The 15,426-nt window shown below is 61.6% G+C and carries 17 protein-coding genes; 10 read left to right on the forward strand and 7 right to left on the reverse strand.

Translation table 11 applies throughout. From position 1 onward, the window contains the following. The first annotated feature begins 114 nt into the window (after nt 1-114). Nucleotides 115-423, forward strand: a complete 309-nt coding sequence (locus C1M53_RS22500; RefSeq protein WP_129414259.1) for a hypothetical protein — start codon at nt 115-117, stop codon at nt 421-423. Nucleotides 424-516: 93 nt separating this feature from the next. Here the strand turns inward: C1M53_RS22500 and C1M53_RS22505 are convergent, their stop codons facing one another. After that, nucleotides 517-1,698: a hypothetical protein gene (locus C1M53_RS22505; protein ID WP_129414260.1), complete on the reverse strand. Its 1,182-nt coding sequence runs from the start codon at nt 1,696-1,698 to the stop codon at nt 517-519. Nucleotides 1,699-2,081: 383 nt separating this feature from the next. On the opposite strand from C1M53_RS22505, the gene C1M53_RS22510 reads away from it, so the two are divergent. Continuing rightward, nucleotides 2,082-2,363, forward strand: a complete 282-nt coding sequence (locus tag C1M53_RS22510) for a hypothetical protein (RefSeq protein ID WP_129414261.1) — start codon at nt 2,082-2,084, stop codon at nt 2,361-2,363. Between the two features lie 67 nt (nt 2,364-2,430). On the opposite strand, the gene C1M53_RS32210 is transcribed toward C1M53_RS22510, so the two are convergent. Both C1M53_RS32210 and C1M53_RS22515 read right to left on the reverse strand, forming a co-directional pair. After that, complete coding sequence (locus tag C1M53_RS32210) at nt 2,431-2,772, reverse strand: DUF2778 domain-containing protein (RefSeq protein WP_245488247.1); 342 nt, start codon at nt 2,770-2,772, stop codon at nt 2,431-2,433. Beyond that, nucleotides 2,748-3,767 (reverse strand): hypothetical protein, encoded by a 1,020-nt coding sequence (locus C1M53_RS22515; protein WP_245488248.1) that lies wholly within the window; start codon nt 3,765-3,767, stop codon nt 2,748-2,750. Before C1M53_RS22515 ends, C1M53_RS32210 begins: the two co-directional genes overlap by 25 nt. 374 nt (nt 3,768-4,141) lie before the next feature. Between C1M53_RS22515 and C1M53_RS22520 the strand changes: the two genes are divergently transcribed. The 3 genes from C1M53_RS22520 to C1M53_RS22530 are packed head-to-tail and all read left to right on the forward strand — an operon-like array spanning nt 4,142 to nt 5,614. Continuing rightward, entirely contained in the window at nt 4,142-4,780 is a 639-nt protein-coding gene (locus C1M53_RS22520) for a TetR/AcrR family transcriptional regulator (RefSeq protein ID WP_129414262.1), read from the forward strand. Further along, on the forward strand, nt 4,777-5,307 hold the full coding sequence (locus tag C1M53_RS22525; protein WP_129414263.1) for a DUF6151 family protein: 531 nt from the start codon (nt 4,777-4,779) through the stop codon (nt 5,305-5,307). The genes C1M53_RS22520 and C1M53_RS22525 overlap by 4 nt, the downstream gene beginning before the upstream one ends. Further along, nucleotides 5,300-5,614, forward strand: a complete 315-nt coding sequence (locus C1M53_RS22530) for a hypothetical protein (protein ID WP_129414264.1) — start codon at nt 5,300-5,302, stop codon at nt 5,612-5,614. Before C1M53_RS22525 ends, C1M53_RS22530 begins: the two co-directional genes overlap by 8 nt. 36 nt (nt 5,615-5,650) lie before the next feature. Here C1M53_RS22530 and C1M53_RS22535 read toward each other — a convergent pair whose 3' ends face one another. Further along, the gene (locus C1M53_RS22535; protein ID WP_129414265.1) at nt 5,651-8,356 is read right to left on the reverse strand and encodes a UvrD-helicase domain-containing protein; all 2,706 of its coding nucleotides are present in this window, start codon (nt 8,354-8,356) and stop codon (nt 5,651-5,653) included. Nucleotides 8,357-8,622: 266 nt separating this feature from the next. Here C1M53_RS22535 and C1M53_RS22540 point away from each other — a divergent pair, with 266 nt between their 5' ends. Both C1M53_RS22540 and C1M53_RS22545 read left to right on the forward strand, forming a co-directional pair. Further along, nucleotides 8,623-9,186: a glyoxalase superfamily protein gene (locus tag C1M53_RS22540; RefSeq protein WP_129414266.1), complete on the forward strand. Its 564-nt coding sequence runs from the start codon at nt 8,623-8,625 to the stop codon at nt 9,184-9,186. Between the two features lie 166 nt (nt 9,187-9,352). Continuing rightward, a complete protein-coding gene (locus C1M53_RS22545) occupies nt 9,353-9,634 on the forward strand; it encodes a hypothetical protein (RefSeq protein WP_054308215.1) in 282 nt (93 codons plus the stop codon). Nucleotides 9,635-9,714: 80 nt separating this feature from the next. Here the strand turns inward: C1M53_RS22545 and C1M53_RS22550 are convergent, their stop codons facing one another. Both C1M53_RS22550 and C1M53_RS22555 read right to left on the reverse strand, forming a co-directional pair. Continuing rightward, nucleotides 9,715-9,912 (reverse strand): hypothetical protein, encoded by a 198-nt coding sequence (locus tag C1M53_RS22550; protein ID WP_129414267.1) that lies wholly within the window; start codon nt 9,910-9,912, stop codon nt 9,715-9,717. A gap of 243 nt (nt 9,913-10,155) precedes the next feature. Next, complete coding sequence (locus C1M53_RS22555) at nt 10,156-10,641, reverse strand: thioesterase family protein (protein WP_129414268.1); 486 nt, start codon at nt 10,639-10,641, stop codon at nt 10,156-10,158. 209 nt (nt 10,642-10,850) lie between these two features. Here C1M53_RS22555 and C1M53_RS22560 point away from each other — a divergent pair, with 209 nt between their 5' ends. The 3 genes from C1M53_RS22560 (at nt 10,851) to C1M53_RS22570 (ending at nt 14,206) form a co-directional block, all read left to right on the forward strand. Continuing rightward, a complete protein-coding gene (locus C1M53_RS22560; RefSeq protein ID WP_129414269.1) occupies nt 10,851-12,260 on the forward strand; it encodes an FAD-linked oxidase C-terminal domain-containing protein in 1,410 nt (469 codons plus the stop codon). A 152-nt stretch (nt 12,261-12,412) separates the two neighbouring features. Then, nucleotides 12,413-13,117, forward strand: coding sequence for a GntR family transcriptional regulator (locus C1M53_RS22565; protein ID WP_129414270.1), 705 nt, complete (start codon nt 12,413-12,415; stop codon nt 13,115-13,117). 126 nt (nt 13,118-13,243) lie between these two features. Continuing rightward, nucleotides 13,244-14,206 (forward strand): dihydrodipicolinate synthase family protein, encoded by a 963-nt coding sequence (locus C1M53_RS22570; protein WP_129414271.1) that lies wholly within the window; start codon nt 13,244-13,246, stop codon nt 14,204-14,206. A 91-nt stretch (nt 14,207-14,297) separates the two neighbouring features. Here the strand turns inward: C1M53_RS22570 and C1M53_RS22575 are convergent, their stop codons facing one another. Beyond that, nucleotides 14,298-15,335, reverse strand: a complete 1,038-nt coding sequence (locus C1M53_RS22575; RefSeq protein ID WP_129414272.1) for an Ldh family oxidoreductase — start codon at nt 15,333-15,335, stop codon at nt 14,298-14,300. Between the last annotated feature and the right edge of the window lie 91 nt (nt 15,336-15,426).

Consider the following 15,426-nt stretch of genomic DNA (forward strand, 5'->3'; position numbering starts at 1 on the left):
TCTTAAATTATGACTTGCTCATACTTGTGCGTTTTTGGGTGGTGTGTACTATCCAATCCCAGAGGTACTGATGAATAGGCGGAAGTAAACACTGTTGTAAATAGGAGAGAAGTCATGAAGAAATTCGCACTTGTACTCACTGTCGCAGTTGTTTCATTCTCGACTGTCAGCTCTTATGCCGGCGGTTTCGGTTCCCGGGGCAACAACAACAACTCGGGCGGTGGACTCATCAACATTTCTCCCGGTATTGCCCTCGGCGATATTGGCATCCTGAACGGTTCGCCGATCCTGAGCGGCAACAACACCCAGGTGGGTGGCATCCTCAATGGCGTGGGCGTTGGCCTGCTCGGCGTTGGAACCGGTGTCAGCAAGGTCACCAACAGCATTCTGGGCGGCGGCAACAAGTACAAGCTCGGTCGCTAACAAAAAGGGGCGGTTTGCCTGAACCAGGCAACCGAAGGGGCGGGAGGGTTTTGCAACCCCTTCCGCTTTTCCTTTTTTACTTGCCGGACATGATCAGATCTTGGCGCGCAGGCCGATAAACGTGTCGACGGTGTTCTCGTCGATGTCGATTACCGTTTTGTGGATACGGTTGACATCCACCCTCAGCACCACCGATGCCTTGGCGCTGGCGTCGTAAGTGGCTTCGGCATAAAAGACGCGCTTGCGCTCGACATTTTCCCAAAGCAGGTTGCGTTTGAACTCGCAGGCGACACCGGACGCCAATTTCAGGTTTTCCCGTAGTTTGTAGGAAATCTCGAATTCACCACGATTGACCCATGAAGCCAGTGGATCGTCACTGTCCGCGATTTCGTAGCGTCCGTACCACGTTCCGCGCAGTTCGAACCCTTTGGGAAGTGGTTTGACAACCGATAGCTGCCAGGCTGGACGGATGCGCGAATAGGTATCATCGGCGCCGTCAAGCAGTTCCGCACCCAGCGCCAATGCAGCAGTTGCTCCGCCGACGCCCGTGTAGGTAATCTCGCCGCGCAGTCCGAACTGATTGAACGAAACGCCGACAAGTGGGTCACCAAGTCGCTCGACGGCACTGCGCAGCGCCGAACCCTGGACGCCAAAGGTGAACTGGCCAACGGTTCGGATGAGCTTGAGGGCGATCTGGACGTTGCGCTTGTCGGGGTCCAGTCGGGCGGGCAGGAAGATGTCGTCTTCGAAACGGGTGAGGCCGACCTTCTCCAGGCTTGTCATGGCATCGACGATGAGGGCCATCTGGTTGCCCAGGTCCAGCCCGACCTGGACCTGTCCACTGGCGACCTGCTTCAGCGTGCGTGTCCCGATGGTGAACGGACCGATGTCGATGTGGTCACCATCCCTGGTGGCGTTGTAGGCGAGTGTGCCGCGCAGTTCGAGCCCGCCGGCAAAGCGGCGAAACGCCTGAACCTGAACGCCGCCGGCGGTGTCGTCCTCGATGGCGACCGAGTCATGCCGGGTCGCCCGGCCTTCGGCGTTGAGCGAAATGTAGGCGTCGTTGTCACCCCATTTGCGGAACAGGGTGCTACGCAGCAGCGAGTACCAGTCGGCGATCGGCCGGTCGCTTTCCATCGCATTGGTGGTGTAGTGGCGCTCGATGCTGGTGGTGACGGTCGGCTCGATTGTTTCGCCGGCCCGTGCCGTCGCGCTCGCAAGGCCGAATATGGCGCCGGCGGTTAGAAAGACAAATCCGCCGCGCTTCCTGGCCATTATTTATCCCGGAATCCGGTCGGTTGCTTCGGCGCTGGAATGTCGAGCGACATACGGCAGGTCCCCAGGGGAGGCGGCCCTAAACCCCTTCCGTCTGCGCATGCGAGGCGGAAGGGGCTTGAGGTACCGCTCAAGGCGGAGTTGCAAGCTGGTTGCCTGCAAGATCAGGATCGCAGAAAATGGATAAGGATATATTACCTTTTCCGTATGTACTGTAGTAGAAATAGAGCTGATCTTGCTCGATCACCCATCGCAGCCGCATCAACTTGCGGACGCAGGTGTATTTGTTTTCTTTCCCAAGAAGAGAAGGTTTTATGCCGGTGGTTGGCGTATCCGGTCCAAACCCGCTAGAAGAGGGTGGATCGAGAATACAGGTTCTTTCCGTGACCGACTGGCTGGAGATACTGAAGCAGGAAACGGCGACCGGCGAGCGTATGGGCCGCGAGGTGCCCGATATGCTTGCGCATCCCGACATCAGCGCCGAGCAGGTGCTGGCGCTGTTTTCGGCGCTCGACAAGCAGGCTGATTTTGCCGAGAAGCTCAAGCAGGCGCTGGAGAAATTCGGCCACGATTTCCCGGTGATCACCGCTGCCGAACGACTGGAAGAGCGCTATGCCGATCTTGCGGCGACCGTTGCCGACAAGTTGAAAGAGATGCGGAAGTAGGATCCGCAGTCTCTACGAACACTGGAACCGCTGCACGGCAGCGGTCCTCGATTCAGAATGGCCGATCTCAGACGCCGCGGCCGTTATCGGCCACGGTTGTCGCCTTGGGCCGCGAGCTGCCACCGCCGCCAACCACGACCAGACGCTTGATCTTGCCTTGCTTGAACGCCGCGAGGAAGCGTTTGTAGTCCTTGAAGGCGACGCAACCATGTGATTCCGCACGGCCACCGCGCAGCAGGTAGGAGTGCGCCAGCAAGCCGGTGCGGCCATGCTTGACCTTGCCGTCCACGGGGGTGAGGCGGATCGCTTCGACACCATGGAACAGAGATTCGCGCATCGACAGTTTGTAGGTATCGGGTGGAGTCGGGCCGCGCATCTTCTGGTTCACATAGCGCACGTTGTCAGCCATCGAGCCGATGCCGGAATGGGCTTCCAGCCGGGTTCCGTCGGGCATGGTAACGGTGGCCGACGCGATATCGTAAACGGCGGTGCCGCTGCCCGCCCTGGCGCTCGAGTCGCCTGGCGAGGAGAACAGATTGCGGAAAGCCTGACCAAGACCGCCGCTTCGGCAGGATTGTCTGGTCGGGCATAGGCGAGCACAGGCTGGGCCGGCTGGCTGATACGTTTCGTCGGTTTGCGCACAGGCTCGTCGGCACTTTCGGGCTCAGCCTCGGCGCGCCGGCGGGTCTCGGGCTTGGTGCTCTCTTCCGCGCGCGGACGATAGGCCGGCAGCGGTGCGTTCTCTGGCACGGCTGCGAAATCGGGACCTTCGATCAGTTCGCCGGTGTCGGCGAGCGCCACCTGTTCCTCATCGTCGGCATCATCTTCCTGGTTGGGCAGGACGAGGCTTGCCACCAGAACCTCGCGCACCGCGGAATCCGGGGTGGGGGTGGCGTCGGCGAAGCCGAATTCCATCTGTGACGGAGTGGCGAGGGCGAGCGCGACGCGCGCAGCACGCTCCGGCTCTCCAATGCCTGGACCGAAGCGATCGGCATCCGGCGTGCCGAGGGCGCGCGCGAAACGCTCATCCAATGGCGATTGCTTCTGGACAGCCTCGGTGGCTGCCAGCCTTTCAGCCTTGTCGGCTGCCTCTTCCGCTGCCGCCTTTTGACGGCGCTTGGCCCATTCATGTGCAACCAAGGCCTGCTTGAGCTTGGAGGCCGCTTCCATCGAGCGTGCGTCGGCGCTGGCCACGCTGACGCGCGTCGGCAGGAAATGCGCATTGGCGCGGATCGAGGTTGCTGCGGAGTAGGCGCCAGCGACGGTGGCCAGCGACCACATCGCCAGCACGGCACCCGCTGTGGGGATGGCCACCCAGCCTGCGATCCTTGCGGAGCGGGCCAGCACTGTCCTGAATCCAGAGGCGGGGCCATTGCCCCGGAATTTTTCACGCACGAACGCCATGCCGACCGAACTTCCTTCAATCGGCGCAACACGCAGAAACCGCCTTACCCATTCGCTCGCCGGAATACCGGTCGCGCGTGGCGGTCCTTTGCCGATTATCTCAAAGGATGGACAAAGATGGTTAACCAATCCCTGTGTCGCCCCTCGTTGGATTGGAGCCCGCCGCGAAAAACCCTCCTAAAAAGGCAAGAAAGCGGCAAAATCGCTCGCTGGCAAGAATTTTCGGCCCCGGGCATGGAAAAAATGACGCAAGGGAAGGGCGGGGCATGTGTTTACTTTTGGTCTAGCGGGTGGTTCGGGCCGCTCCCGGCACAAGAAAAACCATCACGAAATTCAAACTTGCATACATACCATACGTACGGTATGTATTGGGAATGCCAAGGCCGACCAAGACCAATCCCGACCGTGGTGATGCCAGAAACAGGCTGCTCGACGCTGCGCGCGATGTCATTCGGGCCAGGGGCTTCACAGCAACCTCGGTCGAAGACCTGTGCCAGGCGGCGGAGGTGACCAAGGGCGCGTATTTCCATCACTTCAAAAGCAAGGATGCGCTGGGCATTGCCGCGGCTGATGACTGGTCGGCTGGGACAACGGCCTTTTTTGCCGCTGCTCCCTATCATGCGCCGGACGATCCGCTCGAGCGGGTGCTTGCCTATGTCGCGTTCCGCAAGTCGATCATCGAGGGCGAGATCGCGCAGTTCAGCTGCCTTGTCGGCACGATGGTGCAGGAGGTCTATGCGACATCCCCAGCCATTCGCGAGGCTTGTGGGCGCAGCATCCTCGGCCATGCCGCCACGCTGGAAGCCGACATCGAGGCGGCCCGGACAAAACACCGCGTCTCCGGGAGCTGGACGGCCGAGAGCCTGGCACGACACACGCAGACGGTGATCCAGGGGGCCTTCGTCATGGCCAAGGCCGGTAACGATCCGGCGTTGGCGCGGGAAAGCCTCGACCATCTCGATCAATACATCAGACTGCTTTTCGGCCGTCCGGAGGAGGGACAAACATCATGAGTACGATGATTGGCTGCACATGCGGCAAGGTTCAGCTGGAAGTCGGCTCAACGCCGATGATGAGCGTGGAATGCTGTTGCGACAGCTGCCGCGAGGCAGGGGCACGGCTGAAAAAGCTCCCCGGTGCCAAACAGGTCGTGGACAGGAATGGCGCGACCCCTTTCGTCTTTCACCGCAAGGATCATGTCCGGATCTTGCGTGGGGCGGATCATTTGAAGGAGTTTCGTCTTACGCCGCAGGCCGGAACCCGCCGGGTCGTGGCTTCCTGCTGCAACACGCCGGTCTTCCTCGAGTTCAAGGGCGGGCATTGGCTCAGCCTATACGCGGGATTGTGGCCCGAAGGTACGTTGCCGCCGCTCGAGCTGCGGACGATGACGGCGGACCTGCCGGACGCTTCGGTCCTGCCGAACGATGTCCCGAACCTGAAACAGCAATCGCTGGCATTCTATTGGCGCCTGTTCCGCGCGTGGGCGGCGATGGGCTTTCGCAGCCCGAGGATAGCGGTCAACGGAGAAATCAATGCCTGATTCCGCCGACAGGATAGAGATCGAAAACGTCGTCTCGCCGCATCACAGGCAGAAGGTGGACCGCACCAAATACATGGCGATGCGCAAGGCGCTGCTCGCCGTTCTGCCCAACGATCCGCCCGGTTTGACGGTGGCGGAAGCCAAGGATGCGCTGCTGCCGGACCTGCCTGACGATCTGTGGCCTGGTGGGGCGAAGGCGGGTTGGTGGTTAAAGGCCGTCCAGCTCGATCTGGAGGCGAAAGGCGTCATAGGCCGCGCTGCGATGAAGCCTGTGCGGCTGTTTCGGCGAGTGGAATTCAACGGATAGAATTGACGGACCGATCAAGGCGCGAGCCGGTTCGGGTCAAACCACTGTCACGAACCCGTCCAGCACTTTCTTTTGCCCGGCGCGGTCGAAATCGATGGTCAGCTTGTTGCCGTCGATCGCCGCGATGTTGCCGTTGCCGAACTTCTGGTGGAAGACGCGGTCGCCAACCTTGAAGGCTGACGGCGCGTCGGCCACTGACTTTGCCACCAGTTCGCCTTCGATGGTGCGGCCTTTCACCGAGGTACGGCCGGCACCATAGCCGGAATCGACTTCGCCATAACCGATGCGTTCGACCTGATGGCCGCTGCGCGTGCCCCAGTTGCGGTCGGTCGCTTCGGTGCGGTTCTGTTGCGCGCGCTGCCAGCCTGGGGTGGCGTAGCTGTTGGAGAAGGAGCCGCCCTGATCGCCGCGCGCCGCTCGGCCGCCCGAAGGCGAGCCGATGCTGTCGAAGCGGGAGGCGCCGTACGGGTTCTGGCGACCGGCCGAAAAGCCGCCTCGGCCTGAAGCGAAGGCACCGCCGCCATAAGGATTGCCATAGCCGCCGTAACTAGAGCCACTGCCTTCCTGCACCTCGACATGCGCTTCCGGCAATTCATCAAGGAACCGCGAGGGAATCGTCGATTGCCACAGCCCATGGATGCGGCGGTTGGAGACGAACCAGATGTGCAGGTTCTTCTTGGCGCGGGTGACGCCGACATAGGCCAGCCGCCGCTCTTCCTCCAGCCCCGAACGGCCGCCTTCGTCCAGCGCACGCTGATGGGGGAACAGACCTTCCTCCCAGCCAGGCAGGAAAACGGTCTCGAATTCCAGGCCCTTGGCTGAATGCAGCGTCATGATGGAAACGGCGTCGAGACCCTCGTTCTGCTCGGCGTCCATCACCAGCGCGACATGTTCGAGGAAGGCGCGCAGCGATTCATATTCCTCCATGGAGCGGATCAGCTCCTTGAGGTTCTCCAGCCGCCCCGGCGCTTCGGCTGAGCGGTCGTTCTTCCACATGTCGGTGTAGCCGCTCTCCTCGAGGATCATCTCGGCGAGTTCGGTGTGCGGCGTGGAATCGATCAGGCTTCGCCAGCGTGTGAAGTTGGCGGCAACTTCCCGCAATGCCGCGCGCGGCTTGGGCTTCAGCTCGTCACTTTCGGCCAGTCTGGCCGATGCTTCCAGCATCGGCACGCCAAGCGCACGGGCGGTGTCGTGGATCTGGCGGATGGTGGCGTCGCCCAGCCCGCGTTTCGGCACATTGACGATGCGCTCGAAAGCGAGATCGTCACCGTCATTGGCAACGACGCGCAGGAAAGCCATGGCGTCGCGGATTTCCTGGCGCTCGTAGAAGCGCGGACCGCCGATAACCCGGTAATTGAGCCCGATCTCGATGAAACGGTCCTCGAAGGAGCGCATCTGGAAGGAGGCGCGCACGAGGATCGCCATGTCGTTCAGCTTGTGACGGCCGCGCTGATAGGCCTCGATGGCTTCGCCGACGGCACGCGCTTCCTCGTCCGAATCCCAGGCGGCGTGCACGTTGACCCTGGGGTCTTCCGGGTCCGGGCGATCGGTGAACAGCGTCTTGCCGAGGCGACCCTCGTTGTGGGCGATGAGATGGGCAGCCGCGCCGAGGATATGGGCGGTGGAGCGGTAGTTGCGTTCCAGGCGGATGACGGTGGCGCCCGGAAAGTCCTTCTCGAAGCGCAGGATGTTGTCCACCTCCGCACCGCGCCAGCCATAGATCGACTGGTCGTCGTCGCCGACGCAGCAGATGTTGACCTTGTTTTCGCTCGCGCGCTGTTCCGCGCCTGAAGGCGCGGGCGCTCCGCGGGGGCCTCGCAACGGCTCGGTCGCCCAGTCGGGCTCGCGACCTTCGGTCGTGGAGCCTGCGCTGGATTGTTTTGGTCGCTGGGCCAGGAGCCGCAGCCACATATATTGCGCGGTGTTGGTGTCCTGGTATTCGTCGACGAGTATGTATTTGAACTTGCGATGGTATTCGGCCAGCACGTCGTGATGCTTGCGGAAAATGCGGATGGGGTGGAGCAGCAGGTCGCCGAAATCGCAGGCGTTCAGCGTGGTAAGCCGTTCTTGGTAGGCACGGTAGAGTTCGCGGCCGCGGCCATTGGCGAAGGCGCGGGCATCCCCTTCCGGAATCTCGTCGGGGGCAAGGCCCTTGTTCTTCCAGGTATCGACCATCTGCGCGAAGGTCCGCGGCGCCCAACGCTTGTCGTCCAGCCCCTCGGCCTGGATCAACTGCTTGATCAGGCGGGTGACGTCGTCGGTGTCGAGGATGGTGAAATCGGAGCGCAGGCCGGCCAGTTCGGCATGGCGGCGCAACAGCTTGACGCCGATGGAGTGGAAGGTGCCCAGCCATGGCATGCCCTCGACCGCCTCGCCGACAAGCACGCCGATGCGGTGCTTCATCTCGCGCGCCGCCTTGTTGGTGAAGGTGACGGCGAGGATCTGGCTGGGGAAGGCGCGGCCAGTGGCCAGGATATGGGCGATGCGGGTGGTGAGCACGCGCGTCTTACCGGTGCCCGCGCCCGCCAGCACCAGCACCGGGCCTTCGGTGGTTTCCACCGCCTGCCGCTGTTCGGGATTGAGACCCTTCAGATATTCAGGTGGATTGTTGTGGCCCTGACGCGCCGCCATGGCGCGAGCCACGATGCCGGACGGGGCTGCCTGTGAGGACGATGCACGCGCGGCGTCGAAACGCGGAGCGTCGTCCTCGTCGAAGAAGGGCATGTCGTGATCGCCGGCCATTTCCTCTCCGAATGTAGTGATTCGGGCGAGAAAGGCCAGCAATGTTCACACACTGTTCCCGGATTCGACGACTTTGAGCACTGTTGACGGCCCGATGCGACATCGATAGCGTCCGGCAACGGCTCGACGCAGCCGGCAGCCCGCGCCCTGAAAAGGTATGGCGAATGCGTCGTCATCATCCAGTCTGGTCCTTGTCCCAGGGACGAAGGCACCGGCAATGCGGGCCCCGGTGAAGCTTTTCGTCCCGACGAGAAGGATCGCAGAGCATGCGTACATTCCTCGATGCCAAGGCGATGGCAAAAGCCATGCGCGAGGCGCTTGCCACCAAGAACATCCAAATTCTCCATTCCGAGGCGCTGGAGATTGTCGCGCGCCAGTTCGGGCTGGAAACCTGGAACATCCTGTCCGCACGGATCGAGCGCGGCGAGGGCACGACACCCGCTGAGAAAGCTCCCAGCGGCATCGTGTTCGAGCAGGCCGTGCCGATCGTGCGCATTTTCGACGTCGCCAAGGCGCACGAATTCTATCTCGGGTTCCTGGGCTTTAGCGTCGATTGGGAGCATCGCTACGGCGACAACTTCCCACTCTACACCCAGGTGTCGCGTGCAGGCCTCAGGCTGCATCTGTCCGAGCATTCGGGCGATGCCAGTCCGGGCGGCAACATGGTCGTCTATATGAGTGGTGCCGCGGCCTTCCAGCGTGAACTGGCGGCGAAGGATTATCGCTACATGAAGCCGGGGCTGGAGAAGGAGGACGGTCGGCTGGAGGTCGAGGTGATCGACCCGTTCGGCAACCGAATCCGCTTCATGGAGATCGTCGGGGAGGATTGATCGGGCCTCAGGTTCCGCGTTGGTCGCCGGCTTCACGAATAATTTCGGCAAGCGTTTCCTGAAATCCACAGTAGCGCCTTGTTATCGTCGCGACGGACGAGTTTAGTCTTTGCTCCTTTGGCGCGGTCGGTTAAGTCTGTCCGCGCCAACCATTCAAGGCGAGGCCATGCAAGAACCGTTCGATTCCAAACCCCCGACCACGGTGGACGACAATTTCGACAAGGCAGCCATTGCCGTGATCGTGGTTTTCGGTGCGCTCATCATCGGTGGCTTGATGGCGGCCAATCTGGTCTACGGCCACCGTAACGGCTTCCTCTATGCATTGGGTGCAGCGGGCACCGCCTGGATCGCCGGCCACATGATCCTTTTCGATCTGCCGCGCGCCTATGCTGCGATGGTGGCGGCTTCGTTCCTGCTCGCGCTTCTGTCGACGCTGGCGCTCGCCTGAGCGGTCGCGCACGCCGAGCCGCGCGATAAATTCGGGACATGCTGGTTCTCGCTACGGCCCGACGGAGCCGGTTGGGTAACTTAGACGGGGCCGCGTTTGGAACGCGCCTGCTTGATGACCGCACGCCAGCGCAGCATGTCGAACGGGATAGGCTCGTTCGAGTTGGCGATCTGGAAGATTTCGTTGTTCAGGTTCTTCAACGAACGCCAGAAATCGTAGTCACTGATGCGCGGGTCGGCCGCCAGCTTTTCCGAGAGAGCCTCGATATCGATTTTCATGCGCGTATCCGGCCAGACTGCAGCTGGCCTTCTCCTAGGCTTCCCAAAGCAATTCCAGGAAAAGTGCGAAGCGGTTTTCTGTTTGGAATTGCGTAAAAACAAGGAGTTAGAGCGTTTCCGTGTTCCCATGAAGAACGCTCTAGTCACCCCTGAGATGATGTTTTCGGGCGTGCCGTCGATTCGCTCAACGGCATCAAGCGGGTTCTCCCCGTTCAGTAATGATTAAGGTTAACGGCGTGGTTTTCAGCCGGCCTTGCGGCGGATGCCGATCGAACGGCCGGCACGTTCCGGCATGGCCAGGCCGGCATGGGCTTCGCGCATCGCCTCGACCCTGGCCATCACATCCGCCGGGAAGGGGGCAACCTTCGGCCCGGCCATGTCGACATGCAGGGAAAGCGATTCCGATGTCGCCGCCAGCCAACCGTCGACATGGCGGATTTCCTGGTAAACACGCAGCCGCTTCTCATCGTGATCGAGAAGCTGGAAGGTGGCAGTGACCTTGTGGTCGAGATGCAGCTCCTGCACATAGCAGACGTGAACTTCGGCGGTGTAGATGGTGAGCTTGCGGTCGCGGGCATAATTCGGTCCCATGCCCATCAGTTCGAAAGCGTCGTCCGAGCAACGGTCGAACAGCACGTTGTAATAGGCCATGTTGAGGTGACCATTGTAGTCGATCCAGTCCTTCTCGATGTCCATGACACGGGAGATGAAAGGGGCGGGGATGGACATCGTGATGTTTCCTCTGGCGCTACCGAACAATGCACTGACGACATGCTACTGGATCGAATGTTAATTCGATCCGCTAGACACGGCGTGCAAGCAGGTCTTTGTTTCACGCATGTCGTCATCGCAAAACCGCTGCACACTTTTGTGCGACATGCTTTAAGCAGCTGTAATTCGAGAACAAGGGCCGCGATGGTCCAATCGCGGAGGAAAGCATGGCTCTGAGCGACCTCGTACCGGTCGAACGCAATGAGGACGGCATCGCTGCCGTGCTCGGCATCCTGAAACAGCAGCTCGGCGAGCGGTTTCAGACCGGGCAGGCGATTCGCGAGCAGCATGCTCACACCACCACCTACATCCCGACGCAGGCGCCGGATGGCGTTGCCTTCTGCGAGACGATCGAAGAGGTGCAGTCGGTTGTGCGCACCTGCGTGGAGCATCGCGTGCCGGTCATCGCCTTTGGTGTCGGCACCTCTCTGGAGGGTCACGTCAACGCGCCGGGTGGTGGCATTTCGGTCGATCTCTCGCGCATGAACCGGATCCTGGCAGTCAATATCGAGGATCTCGATTGCCGGGTGGAACCCGGCGTGACGCGCGAGCAGCTCAACCAGCATCTGCGCGATACCGGCCTGTTCTTTCCGATCGACCCCGGTGCCAACGCCACGCTCGGCGGCATGGCGGCGACGCGCGCATCAGGCACCAATGCCGTGCGCTACGGCACGATGCGCGAGAACGTGTTGTCGCTGGTCGCTGTCATGGCGGACGGCGAAATCGTCAAGACAGGCGGACGCGCCAGAAAAAGCTCGGCGGGATATGATCTCACCCGCCTCATGGTGGGCTCGGAAGGCACGCTCGGGATCATCACGGAACTGACGCTGAAACTGCAGGGCATCCCGCAGGCGATTTCGGGAGGCGTGTGTCCGTTCCCGACGCTGGAAGCTGCCTCGCAAGCGGTGATCCAGACCATCCAGATGGGTATTCCCGTCGCCCGCATCGAACTGGTCAATGCCTTGCAGATGCGGGCGATGAAGACCTATTCCAGGCTGGACTATCCCGAGAGCCCATGCCTGTTCGTGGAGTTTCATGGTAGTGATGCGGGGGTGGCCGAGCAGGCCGAGACCTTCGGCATGATCGCGGAAGAAAATGGCGGCGGACCCTTCCTGTGGACGGCGGTCGCCGAAGAGCGCAGCAAACTCTGGAAAGCCCGCCATGACGCCTATTGGGCGTCACTGACGCTGAGGCCCGGCGCCAAGGGGCTGTCGACGGATGTCTGCGTGCCGATCTCGCGGCTGGCCGAGTGCGTGGCCGCAACCGAGGTCGATATTGCCGAAATGGGCCTGATCGCGCCGATCGTCGGCCATGCCGGCGACGGCAACTTCCACGTGCTGGCACTTATGGATCCCGAGGACGCCGGAGAGGTGGCACTGGTCGAGCGGTTCGTAGCCCGCCTCAACATGCGCGCGATTGCCATGGAGGGTACCTGCACCGGCGAGCATGGCGTCGGCCAGGGCAAGGTCGGGTTCCTCAAGGCCGAGCATGGCCATGGTCTCGACGTGATGCGGCAGATCAAGCGCGCGCTCGATCCCGACAACATCATGAACCCCGGCAAGATACTGCCGGCCTAGATAGCTCTTTGCAGGACGGTTGGAGCGGGTTGACCGTTTCCGTTGTGCGCTGACATGACCGCGGGCGCCCGCCAGGATGTGATCTAACCGCATCCAGCCTTGATCCGTGCGCCTGTGGAACGTATGCATTTTGTCGACATGAGGGTTTTAAGATGACCGCTGCCGACAAGACTTCCCACCCAGAACGCAAGCGTGGCTCCGGTGTGAAGGTCGTCTACGACCTTCTGCGTGACGAAATCCTTGACCTTGTGTTGCCGCCGGGCAGCCCGATCGATGAGGTGCAGCTGGCCGAGCGGTTCAAGATGTCGCGTACGCCCATTCGCGAGGCCTTGGTGCGACTGGCCGGCGAAGGACTGATCGACACATTGCCCAACCGGTCGACCATGGTGTCGAACATCGATTTCCTGAACATGCATACGTATTTCGATGCATTGGTGCTGATGTATCGCATCACCACACGCCTTGCCGCGGAACATCATCGTCCGGAGGACTTGAGGGTGATCCGAGCACATCAGGCGGAGTTCGCGAAGGCCGTCGAGGAACAGGATGCGCTGGCGATGATCGCCACCAATGCCGACCTGCATTCGGCGATCGCGGAAGCCGGTCGCAACCCGTACTTCACCAGTCTCTTCGGCCGGCTGCTCAATGAGGGGCGGCGGTTGCTGCGTCTTTATTACCAGTCCTATGACGATCAGTTGCCACAGCGTTTTGTCGACGAGCATGAGGACATGATCGCGGTCATCGCTGCGCGCGATGTCGAGGCGGCTGACCGGCTGGCGAAGGTGCATGCCGAGCAGATCGTCGACCAGATCCAGAAGCTTTTCACGCGCGGCGGGCACCTGAACGTCGCCTTGTGACACCGTTGTCGATTTCTTGTCGACAAATAAAATCCAAAGAGTATAATCGCTGTCGAGGGCAGGGATTGCGCACGGCTGCGCCATGGCTTCTTCTGCTGAAGTGACAGGCCAACAGGAGCTTTTGAGATGAAGGCGAGGATTTTCTCCGGCGTAATTCCGGCTTTGATGACACCGTGCAAAGCGGACCGCAGCCCCGATTTCGATGCCCTGGTCGCCAAGGGCAAGCAGCTGATCGCCGACGGCATGTCGGCTGTCGTCTATTGCGGTTCGATGGGCGACTGGCCGCTCTTGACCGACGCGCAGCGCATGGAAGGCGTCGAGCGCCTGGTCAGGGCGGGCGTGCCGCTGATCGTCGGAACCGGCGCCATCAACAGCGCCTCGGCCGTTGCCCATGCCGCGCACGCCCAGAAGGTCGGCGCACAGGGCCTGATGGTGATCCCGCGCGTCTTGTCGCGTGGGTCGTCGCTGACGGCCCAGAAGGCTCATTTCAAGGCGATCCTGTCAGCAGCACCTGACCTGCCCGCGGTGATCTACAACAGCCCCTATTATGGTTTCGCTACCCGTGCCGACCTGTTCTTCGCGCTGCGGGCCGAGCACTCCAACCTCGTCGGCTTCAAGGAGTTCGGCGGCCATGCCGACCTGCGTTACGCAGCCGAGAACATCACCAGCCGCGATGATGGCGTGTCGCTGATGATCGGTGTCGATACCGCAGTCTTCCATGGCTTCGTCAACTGTGGCGCGACCGGCGCCATCACTGGCATCGGCAATGTGCTGCCGAAGGAAGTGATCCATCTCTGCAATCTGTCCCAGGCTGCAGCGGCGGGCGACGTCGATGCGCGTCAGCGCGCGCAGGAACTGGAGCAGGCACTTGGCGTCCTCTCCTCCTTCGACGAAGGCCCGGACCTTGTTCTCTATTTCAAGCACATGATGGTGCTGAAGGGCGACAAGGAATACACGCTGCACTTCAACGAGACCGATGCGCTGAGCGACAGCCAGCGTGGTTATTGCGAGGCGCAGTTCAAGCTGTTCAACAGCTGGTATGCGGCGTGGAGCACGCTGCCTGGCGCCGTGCAGGCACACAAGGCCTGACATTTCCAACGTGTTTCAGGAAAAAGCCCTCCGAGTTGGAGGGCTTTTTTGTTTGACGGCACACGAAGCCTTACGGGACCGGGCAGATCTTTCAGGCTACGGCCTCAAGTCCCAGTGCGAGCAACCTGTCGAGTTGTTCCATTTCGGCCTCGGTGAGCGTGATGCCGTCCATTTCCGACCTGGCGCGGGCCGCGTAGCGGCGTTGCGAAGGCAGACGGGCTCCCTGGCCGGCAATCGCATCGAACAATGCTTCGGCGCGTTCCAGGGGATTGCCATCGCGGCCTTTCGCAAACACCTCGGGAGAAAAGGCGATAACGAGTTCACCATGCGGAGGGGCGAGGGTGGTGCTGCCAAGATAGTCGAGCACCTGAGGGCTGATCAGGTCGCCGATCATGACACCGGCAAGCAGTTCGATCATGGTGCTGATGGCGGAGCCTTTGTGGCCGCCGAAGGGTAGCATCGCACCGGCAAGCGCCGCGTCGGGATCAGTGGTGGGTTGGCCTTCGGCATCGATCGCCCAGCCTTCGGGCAAACGCTTGCCGGCACGGCGGTGCAGCTCGATTTCACCACGGGCGGCGACGGAGGTAGCGAAGTCGAACACATAGGGCGATCTGCCGGCGCGCGGCCAGCCGAAAGCCATCGGGTTGGTGCCGAGCAGCGGCTTGTTGCCACCAGCCGGCGCGACGGTCGAATAGCTCGGGCACATGGCAAGTCCGGCAAGGCCGTGTCCGGTCAAAGCCTCCACTTCCGGCCAGAGCGCGGAGAAATGTGTGCAATCGTTGATGACGAGCGCCGCCAGACCCAGAGCCCGGGTGCGTTCCACCAGGACCGGCAAGCCAAGTTCGAAAGCGGGATTGGCGAAGCCGCGCCGGGCGTTCACCCGCACGATCGCGGAGTGGTCCTGCTGTACCAGTTCCGGCACGGCATCCGGTACCACTTTCTCCGCCCTGATGGTGCGCAGCGCGCCCTCGATCCGGTAGATGCCATGCGACTTGCAGGCGTCCCGCTCCGCCGCGACGATGACGCGGGCAAGCGCTCCCGCCTGGATGTCGTTCAACCCCGCCTTTTTGAAGATCGCCTCGACGCGCTCATGAAGCGTGACGGTCGGCATGGTGGTGGTTGCAGGCATGGTCTTCCTCTCGATAGGGGCAGCGATTGGGTTGATATCTTGCATACATAGAGTATACAAATAAGCGACAATCGCAATTCGCGCGACCCAA

Source organism: Mesorhizobium sp. Pch-S, assembly GCF_004136315.1.
Taxonomy (GTDB): domain Bacteria; phylum Pseudomonadota; class Alphaproteobacteria; order Rhizobiales; family Rhizobiaceae; genus Mesorhizobium.

Coding starts and splice junctions, on each gene's coding strand:
- C1M53_RS22525 (WP_129414263.1), top strand. CDS start 4,777: ATGAGTACGATGATTGGCTGCACATGCGGCAAGGTTCAGCTGGAAGTC.
- C1M53_RS22535 (WP_129414265.1), bottom strand. CDS start 8,356: ATGGCCGGCGATCACGACATGCCCTTCTTCGACGAGGACGACGCTCCG.
- C1M53_RS22505 (WP_129414260.1), bottom strand. CDS start 1,698: ATGGCCAGGAAGCGCGGCGGATTTGTCTTTCTAACCGCCGGCGCCATA.
- C1M53_RS22530 (WP_129414264.1), top strand. CDS start 5,300: ATGCCTGATTCCGCCGACAGGATAGAGATCGAAAACGTCGTCTCGCCG.
- C1M53_RS22500 (WP_129414259.1), top strand. CDS start 115: ATGAAGAAATTCGCACTTGTACTCACTGTCGCAGTTGTTTCATTCTCG.
- C1M53_RS22565 (WP_129414270.1), top strand. CDS start 12,413: ATGACCGCTGCCGACAAGACTTCCCACCCAGAACGCAAGCGTGGCTCC.
- C1M53_RS22550 (WP_129414267.1), bottom strand. CDS start 9,912: ATGAAAATCGATATCGAGGCTCTCTCGGAAAAGCTGGCGGCCGACCCG.
- C1M53_RS22520 (WP_129414262.1), top strand. CDS start 4,142: ATGCCAAGGCCGACCAAGACCAATCCCGACCGTGGTGATGCCAGAAAC.
- C1M53_RS22555 (WP_129414268.1), bottom strand. CDS start 10,641: ATGTCCATCCCCGCCCCTTTCATCTCCCGTGTCATGGACATCGAGAAG.
- C1M53_RS22570 (WP_129414271.1), top strand. CDS start 13,244: ATGAAGGCGAGGATTTTCTCCGGCGTAATTCCGGCTTTGATGACACCG.
- C1M53_RS22575 (WP_129414272.1), bottom strand. CDS start 15,335: ATGCCTGCAACCACCACCATGCCGACCGTCACGCTTCATGAGCGCGTC.
- C1M53_RS22540 (WP_129414266.1), top strand. CDS start 8,623: ATGCGTACATTCCTCGATGCCAAGGCGATGGCAAAAGCCATGCGCGAG.
- C1M53_RS22515 (WP_245488248.1), bottom strand. CDS start 3,767: ATGGCGTTCGTGCGTGAAAAATTCCGGGGCAATGGCCCCGCCTCTGGA.
- C1M53_RS22545 (WP_054308215.1), top strand. CDS start 9,353: ATGCAAGAACCGTTCGATTCCAAACCCCCGACCACGGTGGACGACAAT.
- C1M53_RS32210 (WP_245488247.1), bottom strand. CDS start 2,772: ATGGCTGACAACGTGCGCTATGTGAACCAGAAGATGCGCGGCCCGACT.
- C1M53_RS22560 (WP_129414269.1), top strand. CDS start 10,851: ATGGCTCTGAGCGACCTCGTACCGGTCGAACGCAATGAGGACGGCATC.